General features: G+C 57.8%; 14 protein-coding genes and 1 pseudogene. 8 read left to right on the top strand and 7 right to left on the bottom strand.

Annotated features, from left to right (window positions below; genetic code table 11):
- Window positions 1-2: 2 nt before the first annotated feature.
- A complete protein-coding gene (locus ACVBEG_RS19775) occupies window positions 3-443 on the top strand; it encodes a DNA-binding protein (protein WP_322181155.1) in 441 nt (146 codons plus the stop codon).
- A 108-nt stretch (window positions 444-551) separates the two neighbouring features.
- Here the strand turns inward: ACVBEG_RS19775 and ACVBEG_RS19770 are convergent, their stop codons facing one another.
- Window positions 552-1,805, bottom strand: coding sequence for a ferredoxin reductase family protein (locus ACVBEG_RS19770; protein WP_322181153.1), 1,254 nt, complete (start codon window positions 1,803-1,805; stop codon window positions 552-554).
- 187 nt (window positions 1,806-1,992) lie between these two features.
- A pseudogene (locus tag ACVBEG_RS19765) lies at window positions 1,993-2,229 on the bottom strand (HNH endonuclease); the annotation flags it as partial.
- Between the two features lie 203 nt (window positions 2,230-2,432).
- On the opposite strand from ACVBEG_RS19765, the gene ACVBEG_RS19760 reads away from it, so the two are divergent.
- The gene (locus ACVBEG_RS19760) at window positions 2,433-2,723 is read left to right on the top strand and encodes a hypothetical protein (RefSeq protein WP_443691664.1); all 291 of its coding nucleotides are present in this window, start codon (window positions 2,433-2,435) and stop codon (window positions 2,721-2,723) included.
- A 289-nt stretch (window positions 2,724-3,012) separates the two neighbouring features.
- Here ACVBEG_RS19760 and ACVBEG_RS19755 read toward each other — a convergent pair whose 3' ends face one another.
- Window positions 3,013-4,260, bottom strand: a complete 1,248-nt coding sequence (locus ACVBEG_RS19755) for a ribonucleotide-diphosphate reductase subunit beta (RefSeq protein WP_322181149.1) — start codon at window positions 4,258-4,260, stop codon at window positions 3,013-3,015.
- Between the two features lie 191 nt (window positions 4,261-4,451).
- Window positions 4,452-7,340 carry a ribonucleoside-diphosphate reductase subunit alpha gene (locus tag ACVBEG_RS19750; RefSeq protein ID WP_322181148.1) on the bottom strand — a complete coding sequence of 963 codons (2,889 nt, stop codon included), beginning with the start codon at window positions 7,338-7,340 and terminating at the stop codon, window positions 4,452-4,454.
- Window positions 7,341-8,063: 723 nt separating this feature from the next.
- Between ACVBEG_RS19750 and ACVBEG_RS19745 the strand changes: the two genes are divergently transcribed.
- Together ACVBEG_RS19745 and ACVBEG_RS19740 are read left to right on the top strand one after the other, a co-directional pair.
- A complete protein-coding gene (locus ACVBEG_RS19745; RefSeq protein WP_322181146.1) occupies window positions 8,064-8,804 on the top strand; it encodes a response regulator transcription factor in 741 nt (246 codons plus the stop codon).
- Between the two features lie 4 nt (window positions 8,805-8,808).
- Entirely contained in the window at window positions 8,809-10,419 is a 1,611-nt protein-coding gene (locus tag ACVBEG_RS19740) for an ATP-binding protein (protein ID WP_322217532.1), read from the top strand.
- A 1-nt stretch (window position 10,420) separates the two neighbouring features.
- On the opposite strand, the gene ACVBEG_RS19735 is transcribed toward ACVBEG_RS19740, so the two are convergent.
- The gene (locus ACVBEG_RS19735; protein ID WP_447108232.1) at window positions 10,421-11,149 is read right to left on the bottom strand and encodes a 4'-phosphopantetheinyl transferase family protein; all 729 of its coding nucleotides are present in this window, start codon (window positions 11,147-11,149) and stop codon (window positions 10,421-10,423) included.
- A 232-nt stretch (window positions 11,150-11,381) separates the two neighbouring features.
- Window positions 11,382-12,170: a dienelactone hydrolase family protein gene (locus ACVBEG_RS19730; protein ID WP_322181140.1), complete on the bottom strand. Its 789-nt coding sequence runs from the start codon at window positions 12,168-12,170 to the stop codon at window positions 11,382-11,384.
- Window positions 12,171-12,353: 183 nt separating this feature from the next.
- Between ACVBEG_RS19730 and ACVBEG_RS19725 the strand changes: the two genes are divergently transcribed.
- The 3 genes from ACVBEG_RS19725 (at window position 12,354) to ACVBEG_RS19715 (ending at window position 14,765) form a co-directional block, all read left to right on the top strand.
- Window positions 12,354-12,617, top strand: coding sequence for a hypothetical protein (locus tag ACVBEG_RS19725; protein ID WP_322181137.1), 264 nt, complete (start codon window positions 12,354-12,356; stop codon window positions 12,615-12,617).
- 127 nt (window positions 12,618-12,744) lie between these two features.
- Window positions 12,745-13,422: a response regulator gene (locus ACVBEG_RS19720; protein WP_447108231.1), complete on the top strand. Its 678-nt coding sequence runs from the start codon at window positions 12,745-12,747 to the stop codon at window positions 13,420-13,422.
- Window positions 13,419-14,765 carry an ATP-binding protein gene (locus ACVBEG_RS19715; protein ID WP_443690305.1) on the top strand — a complete coding sequence of 449 codons (1,347 nt, stop codon included), beginning with the start codon at window positions 13,419-13,421 and terminating at the stop codon, window positions 14,763-14,765. Before ACVBEG_RS19720 ends, ACVBEG_RS19715 begins: the two co-directional genes overlap by 4 nt.
- Before the next feature lie 50 nt (window positions 14,766-14,815).
- Here the strand turns inward: ACVBEG_RS19715 and ACVBEG_RS19710 are convergent, their stop codons facing one another.
- Window positions 14,816-15,814 (bottom strand): AraC family transcriptional regulator, encoded by a 999-nt coding sequence (locus ACVBEG_RS19710; RefSeq protein WP_322217531.1) that lies wholly within the window; start codon window positions 15,812-15,814, stop codon window positions 14,816-14,818.
- A gap of 341 nt (window positions 15,815-16,155) precedes the next feature.
- On the opposite strand from ACVBEG_RS19710, the gene ACVBEG_RS19705 reads away from it, so the two are divergent.
- Window positions 16,156-17,511, top strand: coding sequence for a dicarboxylate/amino acid:cation symporter (locus ACVBEG_RS19705; protein WP_322181129.1), 1,356 nt, complete (start codon window positions 16,156-16,158; stop codon window positions 17,509-17,511).
- Window positions 17,512-17,670 lie beyond the last annotated feature (159 nt).

Below are 17,670 nucleotides of genomic sequence, written 5' to 3'. Positions count from 1 at the left end.
TGATGACGTTGGCGAATTTGTTGGGACTGTCACTGGAGAAGGTCGAGCCTGATGCCGCGAGCATCAGCCGCTTGATGGATGCGGCACGGCGCAGCCTGGCAGATGCTCAGTTGACGAACATGAGTAGCGAAGGTCGTTTCGACATGGCGTACAAAGCCATCATGCAAGCTGCCAACTCGGCTCTGCAGGCCAATGGGTATCGAACGTTGACGAGCAAGCCCGGACATCATCAGACGATGATCCAGAGCTTGCCTCTGACTATTGGTCTGGATGCGAAAACCATGATCGTCCTGGATGGTCTTCGCAAGCAGCGCAATGTCAGTGACTACTCTGGAGATCCGGTTAGTGAAAGCATGGCGCTGGAAGCAATCGCTCATGCTCGGGCTTTGCTAGTCCAGGTTGAGCATTGGCTGAACGCTAACAAACGACATTTGGTTGGGTGAGTGGCGTGTTGCATGGATTGAGCAATCACTGTGTCCACCCATCATGGGACTTCGCCAGCGATGGTGAAGAGATCGCCGAGTGAGGTGGTTTTTAGCCATGACTTCGCTTCAGCGGAACTCAAAAAATTCGTAGTGGAGATTACCTTCAGGAATCCCGCTTTCGCGCATCAGTTCACGGACGCGTGACATCAAGCCCTTGGGACCACAGAAGCTAACGTGGATCTGTGCCGGATCTGTTTGGGTGGCTGCCTGACGCACGGTTTCAGCCAACTGATCGGCACCCCCGCCATTGCCAACGAACTCGACCCCACGCTTTTCGGCCATACCTTGCAAAAGCTCGACGCTCGGGAACGCTCGCGACGGATTAAAGCAATAGACCAGAGTGGCATTGTCGAAGTGGCTGGCAGACGTGTCCTGCAGCCAAGAGATGAATGGCGAAATACCCACACCTCCGCCGATCCAGATTTCCCGCTCCGCGCCGGGCTGACGCTTGAAGCGTCCGTACGGTGCATAGATATCCGCCAGCATCCCAACCTTGACCTGATCGCGCAGTTTCTGCGTGTAGTCCCCCAAGGCGCGGATCACAAACTTGATACGGCCACTGTCGGAATGGGCGGCAGCAATAGTGAACGGGTGAGGCTCGCGCAAGCCTTTCTCCTTCATGGCCAGGAACGCAAACTGCCCTGCCTTGAACGTAAAGCCGCTATGGATCGGCTCAAGCTCAAGGCTCAGGGAATTCTTGCCAAGGGAAACGGCCGACACCTTGTATTCGCCAGCGGTAGCGATGAAGGGGTAAAGCAGCAGTTTGTAGAACGCCGCGAGCGCACCCGTGCCACACAACAGCGCTAACCAGATGCCGGCGGGGTTGCTCAACGTCATAGGCGACTTGAAGCTCAGCCAATGCAGGATGACGATCACAAACAGCGGGCCTGACAGCTTGTGCCACCAGCGCCACAGGCCATAGGGGATATTCCGGTTCAAGGCGAGCAACACAATCATGCCCAGTGCAACGTAACTCAGTTGGCGTACCAGACGCGTCCAGTATTTAGACATCTCAAGGATCGGCACGCTGTGCCAGACGTCCAGATAGGCCTTGAACACAAAATGGTGAGAGGCAAATACCAGCGCCCAAATACCCAGCCATTTATGGGTTTCATAGACCCTATCCAGGCCCCCGAACAAAACCTCAACGGCACGCCAGCGGCTGGACAGCAAGGCGGCAACCGCCATATAGGCCAGCGCCGCAGTGCCTAGGATCAGACTAAGCGTTGCCGAGGTCAGCCACGTGTCGGAAGGAATCTCGATGAGCAGGGTCGTTGCCGTGATCAGCAGGATGCCAACGATACAGTGCCAGCTTTTCAAGGACGCATGCTCCAGCCATTTACGGCTTTAACGATAATTCTGAATAAATACTGACCGGAAAAACCGGGAGAAAGCAGAATTGAAGTAGGCCATGTTACGGCATTGAGTGCTGTGTGACCCTGACCTCTGTCATCGCTTTAGTCAGGTGTCTTAATTGGCGCAAGGCTCTGGACCGGGCTTTATGGGCTCATTTATTCACATCTGGATCTTCGATAATCAAACGATTAAGTCTTTCGTAGAGCGATGCTGTAAACATTTTCCCATCTGCTGACAAATGACAGCGTCGGTGGCAATTCGGGCAGAGCGCGACGGCGTTCGTTGTTCTGTCGCTGCCATTGTCAGCTAAGCGACGAACATGATGGACTTCAAGACAAGGTGTCCCGTCGGAGAGCAAGAACGGTGCATGTTGCCCGCAACCTTCGCAGCTCTATATCGTTCCAGCGAGTCGATGTTTTTTTCGTCATAACGGCGCCGATATTGAAATGCCGGCACGAAGATACGTGTAGGGCAAATCCGTGTCTATTAAGGGATCTTTCCTACATAAGATGAAGCGGTGATGTTTGATGGCTTTTAGGCATCATGGTAAAAAGTTTGCTGGATATGTCATCCGCAAGCGAAGGAACTGCCATGAAAAAAATAGGGATAGGATTTATCGCAGTGCTGTCGCTGCTCTGTGCTTTTTCGGTGTCTGGCAAGGACGTGAAGCTTTCAGATTCAGCAATCATCAAGACCCTCATTGACGACTCGATATCGTCATATCCAGGCAATTGTCCGTGCCCATATAACTCTGCGAGAAACGGTAGCCGTTGCGGCAAGCGTAGCGCGTATAACCGTGCTGGTGGGTATGCGCCGCTTTGCTTTAAAGAGGATGTTTCTAAGGAGATGGTTGAGGATTATCGTCGGCGACTGATGGCATGACCGAATACATTGCTGAAAACTGATTTCAGAGTATTCCTCCCGTCCAGGGCATAGCATCCCGTGGCGCTGTGGGGCGTTTGTTATTCAGTCTTCGCGGACAAGTCCGCTCCTACGCCCTTCGGGCAGAAACGAGACCCAGTTTGCTACGCGACAGCGCGACGTCGAAGCGGTCCTCCTACAGAGGATTCGCGTCGGGTGCATTACTGTCAGGTCAACCCAAACAAAAAAGCCAGAAGCAACCGCTTCTGGCTTTTCCACTTCAAACATCAGTTAAGCAATCAAACCAGAATCAATCCCAGCTCAACGCCCCACCAGTCTGATACTCAATAACCCGAGTCTCGAAGAAGTTTTTCTCTTTCTTCAAGTCCATGATCTCGCTCATCCATGGGAACGGGTTGGTTGTGCCTGGGTATTCTTCCTTCAAGCCAATCTGGCTCAAACGACGGTTGGCGATGAATTTGAGGTAGTCCTCCATCATTGCCGCGTTCATGCCCAGTACGCCGCGAGGCATGGTGTCGCGGGCGTATTCGATTTCCAGTTGGGTGCCCTGGAGGATCATTTGGCTGGCTTCTTCCTTCATTTCAGCGTCCCACAGGTGTGGGTTTTCGATTTTGATCTGGTTGATCACGTCGATGCCGAAGTTCAGGTGCATGGATTCGTCGCGCAGGATGTATTGGAACTGCTCGGCGACGCCGGTCATTTTGTTGCGACGGCCCATGGAGAGGATTTGGGTGAAGCCGCAGTAGAAGAAGATGCCTTCCAGCACGCAGTAGTAGGCGATCAGGTTGCGCAGCAGTTCTTTGTCGGTGTCGACGGTGCCGGTTTCGAACTTCGGATCGGAGATCGAGCGGGTGTATTTGAGGCCCCAGGCTGCCTTTTTGGCGACCGATGGGATCTCGTGGTACATGTTGAAGATCTCGCCTTCGTCCATGCCCAGCGATTCGATGCAGTACTGGTAGGCGTGGGTGTGGATCGCTTCTTCGAAGGCCTGGCGCAGGATGTACTGGCGGCACTCCGGGTTGGTGATCAGGCGGTATACGGCGAGTACCAGGTTGTTGGCAACCAGGGAGTCGGCGGTGGAGAAGAAGCCAAGGTTGCGCATGACGATGCGGCGTTCGTCGTCGGTCAGGCCTTCCGGATCACGCCAGACAGCGATGTCGGCGGTCATGTTGACTTCTTGCGGCATCCAGTGGTTCGCGCAGCCGTCGAGGTACTTCTGCCAAGCCCAGTCGTATTTGAACGGGACCAGTTGGTTGAGGTCGGCGCGGCAGTTGATCATCATCTTTTCGTCAACGGCAACGCGGGCGCTGGCGCCTTCGAGTTCAGCCAGACCTTCGGCGACGTCGAGGCTGTCCAGAGCCGCCTTGGCGCGGATGATCGCGGCCGAGTCGGTGTTCGTGACTGCACGGGCGGCGAGGGCGGCGGCGCCACCAGCGCTGTCGAGGCGGTCCATGTTGGCTTCGTTGGCGTGACCGGCGTTGGTTGCTTTGGCGGCTACTTCGCCGTCTTCTTTATCGAATTCGTCCCAGCTCAGCATGATGTTCGTCTCCTGCGTGAGGGCCAGTCTGCTGGACTGGCCTGTGGATCTTTAGGTGTGTTGCTTGCGTTACGTTTGCTGCACGCAAAAAACATAAAATTGTAGGGCTCAGAGGCCCTTGATGTTGCTTTCAACACCCGCACTGCAAAACAACGCGGGCGCCACTCAGACTCGTGCGACGCCCGGATGAATTATTGGCAGGCTTCGCAATCCGGCTCATCGATAGCGCAGGCTTTAGGCACTGGCGCTGGACCGGCAGGGGCGGCGAGTACGGAGTCGTCGCCGTGGTTGCCGCTCGAGACTGCGTTGAGCTTGCTGGTGCTGATGGTCGACTTCTCGGTGCTGGTCGCGGCCAGGGCACGGAGGTAGTAAGTGGTTTTCAGGCCACGGTACCAAGCCATGCGGTAGGTCACGTCGAGCTTTTTACCCGATGCTCCGGCGATGTACAGGTTCAGCGATTGCGCCTGGTCGATCCATTTCTGGCGGCGGCTGGCGGCGTCGACGATCCACTTGGTGTCGACTTCGAACGCAGTGGCGTACAGGTCTTTGAGTTCCTGCGGGATGCGGTCGATTTGCTGTACGGAACCGTCGTAGTACTTCAGGTCGTTGATCATGACCGAGTCCCACAGACCGCGAGCCTTGAGGTCGCGAACCAGGTACGGGTTGATCACGGTGAACTCGCCGGAGAGGTTCGATTTCACGTACAGGTTTTGATACGTCGGTTCGATCGACTGCGACACGCCAGTGATGTTGGCGATGGTTGCGGTCGGTGCGATGGCCATGATGTTGGAGTTACGAATACCTTTCTGTACACGGGCACGGACAGGCGCCCAGTCCAGGGTTTCGTTCAGGTCAACGTCGATGTATTTCTGGCCACGTTGTTCGATCAGGATCTGTTGCGAATCCAGCGGCAGGATGCCTTTGGACCACAGCGAGCCCGGGAACGTCTGGTAAGCGCCACGCTCATCGGCCAGATCGCAGGAAGCCTGGATCGCGAAGTAGCTGACAGCTTCCATCGAACGGTCGGCGAACTCGACCGCAGCGTCGGAGGCGTACGGGATGTGCTGCAGGTACAGCGCGTCCTGGAAGCCCATGATGCCCAAGCCGACTGGGCGGTGCTTGAAGTTCGAGTTCTTCGCTTGCGGCACCGAGTAGTAGTTGATGTCGATCACGTTATCGAGCATGCGCACGGCGGTATTGACGGTGCGCTCAAGCTTGGCGGTGTCCAGCTTGCCGTTGACGATGTGGTTCGGCAGGTTGATCGAGCCCAGGTTGCAAACGGCGATTTCGTCCTTGTTGGTGTTCAAGGTGATTTCGGTGCACAGGTTCGAGCTGTGGACCACGCCGACGTGCTGCTGCGGGCTGCGCAGGTTGCACGGGTCTTTGAAGGTCAACCATGGGTGGCCGGTTTCGAACAGCATCGAGAGCATCTTGCGCCACAGATCTTTGGCCTGGATGGTCTTGAACAGTTTGATTTTGCCTGGGTACTGGGACAGGGCTTCGTAGTACTCGTAACGCTCTTCGAAGGCCTTGCCGGTCAGGTCGTGAAGGTCTGGCACTTCCGATGGCGAGAACAGGGTCCACTGGCCGTCATCGAAGACGCGCTTCATGAACAGGTCAGGGATCCAGTTGGCGGTGTTCATGTCGTGGGTACGACGACGATCATCACCGGTGTTCTTGCGCAGTTCGATGAACTCTTCGATGTCCATGTGCCAGGTTTCCAGGTAAGCACAGACCGCGCCTTTGCGCTTACCGCCCTGGTTGACTGCTACAGCGGTGTCGTTGACCACTTTGAGGAACGGCACGACGCCCTGGGATTTGCCGTTGGTGCCCTTGATGTAAGAGCCCAGCGCGCGAACCGGCGTCCAGTCGTTACCCAGACCGCCTGCGAATTTGGACAGCATGGCGTTGTCGTGAATGGCGTGGTAAATGCCCGACAGGTCATCCGGTACGGTGGTCAGGTAGCAACTGGACAGCTGTGGACGCAGGGTGCCGGCGTTGAACAGGGTTGGGGTCGACGACATGTAGTCGAAGGACGACAACAGGTTGTAGAACTCGATGGCGCGATCTTCTTTGTTCTTTTCTTCGATCGCCAGGCCCATGGCCACGCGCATGAAGAAGATCTGCGGCAGTTCGAAACGCACGCCATCCTTGTGGATGAAGTAACGGTCGTACAGGGTTTGCAGGCCCAGGTAGGTGAACTGCTGATCGCGTTCGTGGTTGATCGCCTTGCCCAGTTTTTCCAGGTCGAAGGTGGCCAGAATCGGGTTCAGCAATTCGTGCTGAATGCCTTTGGCGATGTAGGACGGCAGAGCCTTGGCGTACAGGTCGACCATTTCGTGGTGAGTGGCGCTGTCGGCCACTTCGAGGAAGCTCAAGCCTTCGGCACGCAAGGTGTCCATCAGCAGGCGAGCAGTCACGAACGAGTAGTTAGGCTCGCGCTCTACCAGGGTGCGCGCGGTCATCACCAGGGCGGTGTTGACGTCTTTCAGCGCTACGCCGTCGTAGAGGTTTTTCAGGGTTTCGCTCTGGATCAGGTTCGCATCGACTTCTTCCAGGCCTTCGCAGGCCTCGGTGACGATGGTGTTCAGGCGACCCATGTCCAGCGGCGCAAGGCTGCCGTCGGCGCGGGTGATGCGGATCGACGGGTGCGCTTGTACGGGGTCTTCGATAGAGCGAACAGCACGCTCTTTGGCGCGCGAATCACGGTAGATCACGTAGTCGCGGGCGACTTTTTGTTCGCCAGCACGCATCAGGGCCAGTTCGACCTGATCCTGGATTTCTTCGATGTGGATAGTACCGCCAGAAGGCATGCGACGTTTGAACGTGGCAGTGACCTGTTCGGTCAGGCGCGCAACGGTATCGTGGATACGCGACGAGGCGGCAGCGGTGCCGCCCTCAACTGCGAGAAATGCTTTGGTGATGGCGACGGTGATTTTGTCATCGGTGTAAGGAACGACAGTGCCGTTGCGCTTGATCACGCGCAGCTGACCAGGTGCCGTAGCGGACAGATCCTGATGGGATTCGCCAGCCTGCGGCGCAGTGGCCTGCGGGTTCTCGCGGGTTGTGTCGGTTTGCATGGGTGTCTCCACGTTCTCTATGTTTGTTTGGGCACTGAATACGTGCCCACCGTTCCGTCTTGAGGCAGTCAGCCGACAAACGTCAGCTAAAAGACTTCAAAACGGATAAGGAAGGCTTTTGCCGCCATTCCCTGGCTTTGAAGTCGATGGTTTCGGGTCAATGCCCGCTACCGGAAATCTTTTGGAGGATGCTCGCTATTTGTTGCAACACGTGTGCCGTTTTGCCCCGATGGTTGAGGCAGAGCAGCGACCATCCGCATCAGCGGTTGGTGTACTGAAAAATGCTTAAGTTCAACCAAACCGACACAAGAAAACTGCTTGAGTTTCTAGGTTGAAATGTGTTTGGTTTTTTGGCCTAAAACCCTACATGTAGGGTTTTTTTTGCGGCGAGATACAAGATAAAGCGTTTTGGGGATGGATTGCAACGTGGTCATTGTGGATAAAGCTGTGGGTATATTGTGTATGAAACAGGGAAGTCGGCTGTAGGCCGCGCCGCTGCTGGACTGCACCGCTTGTCACTGCTTTTTACTGTTTTCGCGGGTTTTTGCGGGCGCGAACCCTATCACAAAAAACACAGATAACAAGGGTATTCTGGCATGTCGTGTGCTTGGCGCGAGCGGTTGCTACAATCGCCTTCGATCTCGCCCTGACACCGGGTGTTTTGCGCGATGATTCGACAAAAGATGTCTCTATTAATAAGAACAATGGCAGCAGAGGTAACCCGTGGAGCAAGAAGCCTGGCAGGTGCTTATTGTCGAGGATGATCAGCGTCTGGCTGAACTGACTCGTGACTACCTTCAGAGTAATGGCCTGCGGGTAACCCTTGAAGGTGATGGTGCTTGCGCCGCTGAACGCATCATTGCCGAGCAGCCGGATCTGGTGATTCTCGACCTGATGCTGCCCGGTGAAGACGGCCTGAGCATTTGTCGCAAGGTGCGAGACCGCTATGACGGACCGATTCTGATGCTCACGGCGCGCACCGATGACACCGATCAAATTCAGGGGCTGGACATGGGCGCCGACGATTTTGTCTGCAAGCCGGTGCACCCTCGTGTGTTGTTGGCGCGCATTCATGCGTTGTTGCGGCGCAGCGAAGGGCCTGAACCCGAGGCGGCAACGAACCCGCGGCGGCTGGTGTTCGGCCCTCTGGTGGTCGACAACGCCCTGCGTGAAGCCTGGTTGCAAGGCAACAGCATCGAATTGACCAGTGCCGAGTTTGATTTGTTATGGCTGCTGGTGGCCAACGCAGGGCGGATTCTTTCCCGCGAAGAGATCTTCACGGCCTTGCGCGGCTTTGGTTATGACGGCCAGGACCGCTCCATTGATGTACGCATCTCACGGATTCGACCCAAGATCGGCGACGATCCGATTCATCCGCGCCTGATCAAGACCATTCGCAGCAAAGGGTATCTGTTCGTCCCGGAAGCGGCGCAAGACCCAACGTGTTACGTGCTGAACACCTGACGCCATGAACTCCATCTTCCTGCGTATCTACGGCGGCATGCTCGGTGTGTTGGTGCTGGTGGCGTTGCTCGGCGTGCTGGCCCTGCACCTGGTCAATCAGGTGCGCGGCGAGCAGTACCGCGAGCGCCTGGCCCACGGCACCTTCACCCTGATGGCCGACAACCTGCAACCGATGAACGCGATTGATCGTAATCGTTCGCTGGCGGTCTGGGAGCGTTTGCTGGGGATTCCGTTGACCCTGCAAACACTCAGCGAAGCCGGTCTCGACAGCGGTGACCATAGTCGCCTGCTGCGTGGGCAGGTGGTGGTCGAGCAAACTGGGCCCCATGCAGCCAAGGTGTACCGACTGGTCAGCGACGCGGAACCGTGGGTGTTGACCGGGGAGGTGCAGCAAATCAGTGAACAACTGGCGCGGGCGACGATTTATCTGTTGACCGACGAACTGGTGCGCTTCCCCATCGATGAACAGCCCAGTCGCCTGGCCGCCCTGAAGCGGGACAAGGGCTTTGGTTTCGACATCAGTCTGATCCGTCTGGAGCAGGCGGATGTCGACGAGGACCAGCGACGGCGGGTCGATGAAGGCGATACCGTGATGGCGCTGGGCAAGGGCGGAGACTCGATCCGTGTGTTCGCCGGCATGGTCGGCACGCCGTGGGTCCTGGAGATCGGTCCCCTTTACCAAATGAACCCTTACCCGCCTGAGCTGCTGGTGCTGATTGCGTTTCTGGGCCTGTGTTTTATCGGGGTGGTGGTTTACTTGTTGGTGCGTCGGCTTGAGCGCCGCCTTTTAGGCCTGGAATCGGCCGCCACCCGCATCGCCAAGGGCAGCCTGGAAACTCGCGTGCCAACGGCCGGGGCTGACTCGGTTGGGCGGCTGGCGGCAGCGTTCAATGGCATGGCTGAGCATTTGCAACGTTCACTGGCGATGCAGCGAGAGCTGGTACGTGCGGTCTCCCATGAACTGCGTACGCCGGTGGCGCGTTTGCGCTTTGGCCTGGAAATGATCGGCCAGGCCTCCACGCAAGAGGCTCGGGATAAATACAGGCTCGGCATGGATAGCGATATTCAGGACCTCGACAAGCTGGTGGACGAGATGTTGACGTACGCGCGATTGGAGCAGGGTTCGCCGACCCTTAGCTTTCAGCGCATCGATCTGGATGCGCTGGTCAATCAGGTGATCGCCGAGCTGGCACCGTTGCGCGCCAATGTCGCGGTCACGCGCGGGCAATGCCTGGCGGCGTCTGATAACGACGGGGCGTGGGTCGAGGCTGAGCCACGCTATTTGCATCGGGCCTTGCAGAATCTGGTGAGCAACGCCATGCGTCACGCCGAATCCAGGGTCAGCGTCAGTTATCAGGTCGGTCAGTTACGCTGTCGCATCGACATCGAGGACGACGGCCCCGGCGTCCCGGAAAGCGCTTGGGAGCGGATATTCACGCCCTTCATGCGTCTGGATGACAGTCGCACCCGGGCGTCGGGCGGGCATGGCCTGGGCTTGTCGATCGTTCGTCGAATCATTTACTGGCACAACGGTAGGGCGTTGATCAGTAAAAGCAAAAATCTAGGCGGTGCTTGCTTCAGTCTGGCGTGGCCGCGCCAGCAGGAAAAGCCCTGAGTCACAGGGCCGCGACGCTGACCAGACTCAGCAATTTGCCATTGTCCACGCGAAATTGCGCGTCCAGCTCTGTGCCGTTGCGCCACTCGCTGGACAGGTCGATCTGCAAACGCAGGCGGGCACTGCCACTGTCTGACCACTCCAGCAATTGCGCGTCTTTGAAGTAGAAACGCTTTTGCACGAGGGGGTAGATCGCCTTGAACAGGCTCTCTTTCGCAGAGAAAGTCAGGGTAACCAGCAGTGCAATCTGCGCATCCGGGCCTGCGGCCATGCGTTGCAATTCGTCGTCAGTCAGAATCTCCCCGGCCAGGCGCTGGGCGCGCTTGTGGTCGAGCAGGGGTTCCATGTCCAGGCCCAGGCCGCGCCATTGCTGCTGGTGGCCGACAATGGCCGCCGCCCAGCCGTGGCTGTGGGTAATCGAGCCCCGGACATCTGCTGGCCAGACCGGCGCGCGGTCCTCGCCGATGCTGGGTACATAGTGCCGGCCGTCCAACTGCTGCAAGGCTTCCCGAGCGCAAAGACGTCCCGCCAGAAACTCGGCCTGACGCTTGGCGACGGAGCGCTGAATACTGTGGGGCGACTCGATCAGGCAACGCTGAAAATCGCCATCAGCCAGATGGTGCGGATGGAACACGCCAGTGACCAGGATCACGCCGGGCAGGGCTTGGGGCAGCGGCCAATGAGTGTCGAGTACGGGGCAGCAGGCGGGGAGTACTGGGGGTTGAGTCATGCCTTGCATTTTGCCGTGTCGGAGGCGGGCTGGGTAGGGGCACAGATTAATTGAACTGCGCCCCAGAAGTTGGACACCCATCCGATCTCTGGTGTGTGTCGCTGGGGCTGCGTCGGGCATAGATTAATTGTAGGAGCGGACTTGTCCGCGAAGGCGGTGTGCCAGATACACCGCGTTAAGTTATTCGCAGGCAAGTCACCCACATTAGATTGAGGCTGACAGGATCAAGTACTCAACCAAACACTTTCTTCAAGAATGCTTTCATGTCTGCCCACGAGCTCTCGTCGGCGGCTTTGTTGTAGCCGATGTCGGGGGCATGGTCGCCGTGGCTCAGGTGGTCGGCGTCGGGGTTGGTGAAGCCGTGTTTGGCGCCATCGATGCCGACGAATTTATAGTGGGCACCGGCTTTGTCCATTTCCGCTTTGAAGGCGATGACGCTGTCCGGGGTGACCATGCTATCGCTGTTGCCATGCTCAATCAGGAGTGGCGCCTTGACGCTGCCGGGGGTGGCCGGTGATTGGGTCGACAGCGCGCCGTGGAAAGACACCACGCCGGCCAGCGGTTCGCCACGCCGGGCCGCATTGAGAACCACCGCGCCGCCGAAGCAGTAACCAATAGCGGCGATCTTGGCCGGATTGGTTTGCGCTTGTTTTTTCAGCTGTTCAAGCCCTGCATCGAAACGCTTGGCCGAGGCTGCGCTGTCTTTGGTCGCCTCCTGCATGAACGCCATGGCGTCCGTTGGGTGCTCGGTGTGCTTGCCTTCGCCGTACATGTCGATGGCCATGGCGCTGTAACCCAGTGCCGCAAGGTCGCGGGCGCGGCGTTTGGCGTATTCGTTCAGGCCCCACCACTCATGCACCACCAGGACCCCGGGGCGCTGACCCTTGATTGCGTCGTCGTAGGCGTAATAGCCGATCAGTTTGGTGCCGTCAGCACTTTGATAGTCGATGGTTTCAGTCTTGATCGCGGCCTGAGCCAGCCCGGCCAGGCTCATCATGATTAACGCAGTCCAGAAACGCATGGTGGGTTTCTCCTGTGATCGATAGGGAAAGTAGATTACGTCAAAAGAGCCTAGACGATTGTTCGGCCTTAGAGGTGGTGGGTCCGTTCAGCTTAAGTTCAGGCCGCGTTCAGTGGGGGTTCAGGGCCCGGTGATTAGTCTTGTGGCGTACCCCAACAGCGCCCGGCGCAAGAGGACATTCCCATGCTCACCTTAAATAAGCTCTTTTTTGCGTTGGCTTTTCTCGGCGGCAGCGCTACCGCACAGACCACTGACGGTACCAGCAAGCTCGTCCAGGGCAAGACCGGCGGGAGCGTCGATGCATACGGCGCCTATCTGGGAGCCGTCGCGGGTCACTATTACTCGAGTTATCCCAACGTCTCCGGTACGCATAACGGTATTCAGCTGAGCCAAGCCATCTTGCTCGGCAGCTTTGACCCTGGCCTGCCCTCCAACTACATCTTTTAACCGTTAACAGACTGGCGCTGGACATTTTTCGCCCAGCCCGCACACTTAACAGCGCGAGGCGCTGTTCAACCGGTCATGTTGTATTTGCCTTAATCTTGAGAGGAATGATTTTGCCTGGGAGAGCCTCATGAAACTGCTGGTGGTTGAAGATGAGGCATTATTGCGCCATCACTTACAAACCCGATTGGCCGAGAGCGGCCATGTGGTCGAGGCCGTGGCCAATGCCGAGGAAGCACTGTACCAGGCGGGACAGTTCAACCATGACCTGGCGGTGATTGACCTGGGTTTGCCGGGCATGGGTGGGTTGGACTTGATTCGCCAACTGCGCTCCCATGGCAAGGCATTTCCGATTCTGATCCTCACGGCCCGTGGCAACTGGCAAGACAAAGTCGAAGGGCTGGCCGCCGGGGCGGACGACTATCTGGTCAAGCCGTTTCAGTTCGAAGAACTGGAGGCGCGGCTCAATGCCCTGTTGCGCCGTTCCAGCGGTTTTATCCAGTCGATCATCACCGCCGGGCCCCTGCTGCTGGACCTGAACCGCAAGCAGGCCTCCCTCGAAGAACAGCCGCTGGCGTTGACGGCCTATGAGTACCGGATTCTTGAATACCTGATGCGTCACCATCAGCAGGTGGTGGCCAAGGAGCGCTTGATGGAGCAGCTCTACCCCGACGATGATGAGCGTGATCCGAACGTGATCGAGGTGTTGGTCGGACGCTTGCGCCGCAAGCTGGAAGGCTCGTTGGGTTTCAAGCCTATCGAAACGGTGCGCGGCCTGGGGTATCTGTTCACTGAGCGCTGCCGATGATCCGTTCGCTGCGGCTGCGGTTGATGATGGCTGCCGCGCTGTTGGCGGTGATCTTCATGCTGGCGCTGTTGCCCGCGTTACAGGGCGCCTACAGCCTGGCCCTGCAGGACTCCATTGAGCAGCGCCTGGCCTCGGACGTGACCACGATGATTTCCGCGGCCCGGGTCGAGGACAATCGTTTGTTGATGCCCCTGCTGTTGCCGGGCGAGCAATTCAATCTGTCAGACAGCCGCCTGTTCGGTTATATCTACAACCGTAATGGTGAGTTGGTATGGCGTTCGCGTGCCACCGAACTGGCAGGTATCGATTACCGCCCGCGTTATGACGGGACGGGGAATCAGTTCGGTAAAATCAAGAACGCCAAGGGCGACGAGTTTTTCGTCTATGACGTCGAAATCAAACTGCTCGGTGGCAGAAGCGCAGCGTTCAGCATCGTCGCTTTGCAGCCGGTGCACGAGTATCAGGTGATCATCTCCGCGCTACGCGAGAAACTCTATCTGGGCTTCGGTGCCGCCCTGGTGGTTTTGCTCGCATTGCTCTGGATGGGCCTGACCTGGGGCCTTAAAGCGTTGAGGGGATTGAGTCAGGAGCTGGATCAGGTCGAAACCGGCGAGCGGGAAAGCCTGAGTGAGGAGCACCCCCTGGAGTTATTGCGCCTGACCGGCTCACTGAACCGCCTGCTACTCAGCGAACGCGAGCAGCGCATCCGTTACCGCGACTCGCTGGGCGACTTGGCCCACAGCTTGAAAACGCCGCTGGCGGTGCTGCAAGGCGTCAGCGAAACCATGGCCAAGCGTCCGCAAGACCTGGAGCAGGCACGCCTCCTGCAATCGCAGATCGAACGCATGAGTCAACAGATCAGTTACCAGTTGCAGCGCGCCAGCCTGCGCAAAAGTGGCCTGGTGCGGCACCATGTGGTGTTGCGGCCGGTGGTCGAAAGCCTGTGCAATACCCTGGACAAGGTCTATCGCGACAAGCAGGTCAACGTCTGCCTTGATCTGCCCGACGGATGCCAAGTGGCGATGGAGCAGGGCGCTTTGCTTGAAATGCTCGGTAATCTGCTGGAAAACGCCTATCGCCTCTGTTTGGGCCGAATACGCATCAGCCTGCGCGCATCGCTGTCCGGTGACGAGTTGTGCGTCGAAGACGATGGCCCCGGCGTGCCAGAGAGTCAGAGGGCGCGGATTCTAGAGCGTGGTGAGCGGCTGGATCGGCAGAATCCGGGGCAGGGCATTGGCCTGGCTGTGGTCAAAGACATCATTGAAAGCTACAACGCTCGCCTGACCCTGGAGGACTCTCCTTTGGGTGGCGCCGCATTCCGGATTCATTTTCCGGCCAGATGAAGCGTCCTGCCGCATTCGCGAATGGCTTCACGCCTCCATCATGCGAACCGTCAGACCTCCTGAGCCCGGTAAGCCCCGGGTGTCAGTCCGGTCCACTTCTTGAACGCGCGATGAAAGGCCGACGGCTCGGAAAAACCGAGCTGTTCGGCAATCTGCTGCAATGACAGGTCGGCGCGGCTCAAGTGATAAATCGCCATGTCGCGGCGCAGTTGATCCTTCAACCCCTGAAAACTCGTGCCTTCTTCACGCAGATGCCGGCGCAGGGTCTGTGGGCTGATGTGCATCTGCTCGGCGACGCCGTCTAGATCGGGCCAGCGGTTGCAGTCACGACTGAGCAAGCGTCGCAGCTGATTGCTCAGGCTGTCGCCATCGTCGGGACGGGCCAGCAGATCGGCGGGCGAGCGTTCGAGAAAATGCTTGAGCGTGCGTTCGTCCTGCAGCAGCGGCATGCTCAGGTAGCGTGCGTGAAACAGCAGACTGCTGGTCTCGGCGTTGAACAGGATCGGGCACGGGAACAGCAGGTCATATTCGCCGCTGTGCTCCGGCCTGTCATAACTGAATGTCGCGTGCTCCAGGCGGATGCGCTGGCCGATCAGCCAACTGCCGAGCCGGTGCCAGATCACCAGCAGGCACTCGCTGAGAAAATGGTCCGGGTCGCGCAGTGCCGAGTCGTCCAGGCTCAGCCGCGCCCAATCCCCTTCTCGACGCAAGCTCAGGCGCGGCGCGTCGGGGAACAAGCCATAAAACAACAGACCGCGTGCGAGTGCCTTCTCCAGGCTGCGACAGTGAATCAGCGCATGGCACATCATGGCGAATGTGCCGCGCTTGCTCGGGCCATGGCCGAAGCCCATGTATTCATCGTCCATTTGCTGCCAGACCAATTGAATCAGGCGAGCAAACTGTTCCGGAGCGATGCGGGCACGAGGCTCGCTCAACAGCTCAGACTGGATCCCCGATTGTTGCAGCAAGCTCGAACAATCGATGCCACGTCGTTGCATGCCACCGAGAGCAGCGCGGGCGAAGTGACTGGCGATCGTACGTTGGCGCATAAGGTGCTCATCCTGGGAACGGCCGATGGTAGTCATCGCACGGGCAACGGACAAGGCGGATACCCGCCAATGCAGGGGGTATTTTTGCGGTATATGGCGGAAATCCGCCATGTTTTCAGCCGTTACCAATGTGTAAGGTGCGTCATAGCTTACGGGGTAGTTGATCTAGAGCGGTTTTGTCGAAAGTGGCACGCGCCCTGCAATAATACCGGTAGAGATTTGCGAAGGGGCTGCCCGCGCAACTCGCCAAAACAAATCCCTCCAGTGCAGGAGGGTTAGCGCTTTATGGCGTCGCACGCATCAGATGGATGATGACCGGCGATGCTCTTGAGGAACTTGCAATGACGACTCGTCAGCCGCTGTATAAATCCCTGTATCTCCAGGTCATCGTAGCCATTGTCATTGGCATTCTGATCGGCCACTTCTACCCTCAAGCCGGTGTGTCGCTCAAGCCGTTGGGTGACGGGTTCATCAAACTGATCAAAATGATCATCGCTCCGATCATTTTCTGCACGGTCGTCAGCGGTATCGCTGGCATGCAGAGCATGAAGTCAGTCGGTAAAACCGGCGGTTATGCGCTGTTGTACTTCGAAGTCGTTTCTACCATCGCGCTGCTGATCGGTCTGGTCGTGGTTAACCTCGTTCAGCCGGGTGCTGGCATGCACATCGACGTGGCGACGCTGGATGCTTCCAAGGTCGCGGCCTACGTTGCTGCAGGCGCTGACCAGAGCATCGTCGGCTTCCTGCTCAACGTTATCCCAAGCACTATCGTTGGCGCTTTTGCGACGGGCGATATCCTGCAAGTACTGATGTTCTCGGTGATCTTCGGTTTTGCCTTGCATCGCCTGGGTGCCTACGGCAAACCGCTGCTCGACTTCATCGATCGTTTCGCCCACGTGATGTTCAACATCATCAATATGATCATGAAGCTGGCTCCGCTGGGTGCTTTTGGCGCGATGGCTTTCACCATCGGCGCTTACGGTGTCGGTTCGCTGGTGCAACTCGGTCAATTGATGCTGTGCTTCTACATCACCTGCGCACTCTTCGTACTGATTGTGCTGGGTGGTATCGCTCGCGCTCACGGCTTCAGCATACTCAAGTTGATCCGCTACATCCGTGAAGAGTTGCTGATCGTGCTGGGCACGTCTTCTTCGGAGTCCGCTCTGCCGCGCATGCTGATCAAGATGGAACGCCTGGGCGCGCAGAAGTCGGTTGTCGGTCTGGTTATTCCGACGGGTTACTCCTTCAACCTGGACGGTACTGCGATCTACCTGACCATGGCTGCCGTGTTCATCGCCCAGGCGACCGACTCCCACATGGACATCACTCACCAGATCACCTTGTTGGTGGTGTTGTTGCTGTCCTCCAAGGGCGCAGCCGGCGTTACCGGCAGTGGCTTCATCGTGTTGGCCGCCACCCTGTCCGCCGTTGGCCACTTGCCAGTTGCCGGTCTGGCGCTGATCCTGGGTATCGACCGCTTCATGTCCGAAGCCCGCGCACTGACCAACTTGGTCGGTAACGCTGTTGCGACTTTGGTTGTGGCCAAGTGGGTTAACGAGCTGGACGAAGACAAGCTGCAAATCGAACTGGCTTCCGGTGGTCGCGGGATCTCCAACACAGGCCCAGAAGATGATCTGGGCGTGAATGAAGGCCCGATTCCAGCGACGGTATCCAGCACCGCGCCTAAAACTGCATAACGCGGCGCAGGTATAAAAAACCCCATCTTCGGATGGGTTTTTTTATACCTGCCGATTGATCGAATCAGTCAGCGACGATGAGTGGCGCGGCCATTGAAGGGTGGCTCGTGGTTGCTTACTCTGAAGGCCTCAGGTGTAAGGTCTGGTTACAGAACTGCT

Source organism: Pseudomonas sp. GG8, from assembly GCF_052976945.1.
Note: the sequence above shows the minus strand (reverse complement) of the source record. Positions and strands in the feature narration are given on the sequence as shown.